Annotated in this window: 2 protein-coding genes and 1 pseudogene; all 3 read right to left on the bottom strand. The window is 61.9% G+C overall.

What is annotated here, in order from left to right; all coding sequences use genetic code 11:
• Positions 1-150: 150 nt before the first annotated feature.
• Positions 151-930 (bottom strand): 30S ribosomal protein S2, encoded by a 780-nt coding sequence (rpsB, locus tag EOA49_RS31785; RefSeq protein WP_059188654.1) that lies wholly within the window; start codon positions 928-930, stop codon positions 151-153.
• Between the two features lie 259 nt (positions 931-1,189).
• Positions 1,190-1,468 (bottom strand): DUF4031 domain-containing protein, encoded by a 279-nt coding sequence (locus EOA49_RS31780; protein WP_127239895.1) that lies wholly within the window; start codon positions 1,466-1,468, stop codon positions 1,190-1,192.
• 64 nt (positions 1,469-1,532) lie between these two features.
• Positions 1,533-1,793 (bottom strand): annotated as a pseudogene (locus EOA49_RS31775) (hypothetical protein); the annotation flags it as partial.

Below are 1,793 nucleotides of genomic sequence, written 5' to 3'. Positions count from 1 at the left end.
GTTCTTTGACCTGTGCAGCCGAAATGCTCATTGTCGCCTCTTTGTTTCAAATGCGCCGACGCACCATCGAATCCCGATGATGCGCCCGGCAAAAGCGCTTTAACGCGCCAACTTATTGGAAAGATGAAGGCCGAAGCCGGCCTTCGTTTTTCAAGCTTCCGGAGCTTCAGTGGCCGGAGTGTCGAGCGCCGGCTCGACCGGAGCCTCGGCCGACGCGCCGATGTCCATGCCGAGCGCGCCCTGCTGCCGGGCGATGCCGTCGATGGCAGCCTTGGCGATCAGATCGCAATAAAGCTGGATGGCGCGGGCCGCGTCGTCATTGCCGGGGATCGGGAAGTCGATCTTGTCCGGGTCGCAGTTGGAATCGATGATGGCAACGACCGGGATGCCGAGGCGCTTGGCCTCGAGGATGGCGATCGCCTCCTTGTTGGTGTCGATGACGAACATCAGGTCCGGCGTCGAACCCATGTCCTTGATGCCGCCCAGCGCCTTGTTGAGCTTCTCGCGCTCACGGTCGAGGTTGAGGCGCTCCTTCTTGGTGAGGCCCTGGGCCTCGCCGGCCAGCGTCTCGTCGAGCTTGCGCAGGCGTTGGATCGAATTCGAGATCGTCTTCCAGTTGGTCAGCATGCCGCCCAGCCAACGCGAGTTGACATAATACTGGGCCGAACGCTGCGCGGCGTCGGCGACGATGTCCGAAGCCTGGCGCTTGGTGCCGACGAACAGCACACGGCCGCCCTTGGCGACGGTGTCGGAAACCTGCTTCAGGGCCTGGTGCAGCAGCGGCACCGTCTGCGACAGGTCGATGATGTGGATGTTGTTGCGGGCGCCATAGATGTAGGGCGCCATCTTCGGGTTCCAGCGGTGGGTCTGGTGGCCGAAGTGAACACCAGCTTCCAGAAGCTGGCGCATGCTGAAATCAGGCAGAGCCATTCCTTAGTTCCTTTCCGGTTGGCCTCCACGGACACAGGCATTTCGGACTTATGTCCTGATGCCACCGGAGGTTTCAGCCGGATTTCTCCCGGGCAGACACCAAAGTCCGTGTGTGGAATGAGCGGGCATATAGAGGGGAAGTCTCGTAAACGCAAGCGAGCTAGCGGAAAACGCCCTCACCTGCGGCGATCCGCGCACTTATGCATGTCGTCCAGAAGTGTTCGGCGGTTCTGGGACAACGACATGCATCAAAACTCCGTCAGCGTCGGGTCTTGCCGTTCGGTACTCTGACGCGGCGGAAGACGGCGACAATCTCCTCGCGACTGCATTCGACCGCGCCAAGCCGCACGGCGCGGTCGCGCTCAAAGCCGGTGATATCGTAATGCGGCGCCGAAGTCTTCGGCGGCCCCTGATAGGACGAGCGCTTGAGGCCGATCTCGGCGGCAAAGCGGTGGAGCTCGTCGGTGTCGTCGGCGAGCAGATGGCACCAGCGATGGCCGGCCCATTTCCAGATTGCCGCATCGACATAGACAGCCATCGAGCTTGCCGCACTCCAACCGACATCGGCGGCCCGCTCACAATCACCCCGGGCCGACGCGAAGTCAGCGATGATAGAAGGGATTCGGATAGGAAATGAAGCCGCCGGCGGCTTCAAGTTCGGTCACGATTCTCGACACCGCTTCCTGCATCCTTGAGCGCAGCACCGCGAGCGCCTCTTCGACCGAACCATCATGTGCATGAAGCGCCAACGGCTCGGGCACGCGGATGTGAGCGCAGCGCGGCCCGGCGGGCTGCGGAATGAAGCGGTTGATCGAATCGCGCAAAGCGCCTTTGCAATAGTCGTTGCGGATGCGCTTCAGATG

The sequence above is a fragment of the Mesorhizobium sp. M1A.F.Ca.IN.020.04.1.1 genome, from assembly GCF_003997315.1.
Classification (GTDB): Bacteria; Pseudomonadota; Alphaproteobacteria; order Rhizobiales; family Rhizobiaceae; genus Mesorhizobium.
The sequence above is the reverse complement of the archived record's forward strand: the minus strand, read 5'-3'. Positions and strand labels throughout refer to the sequence as shown.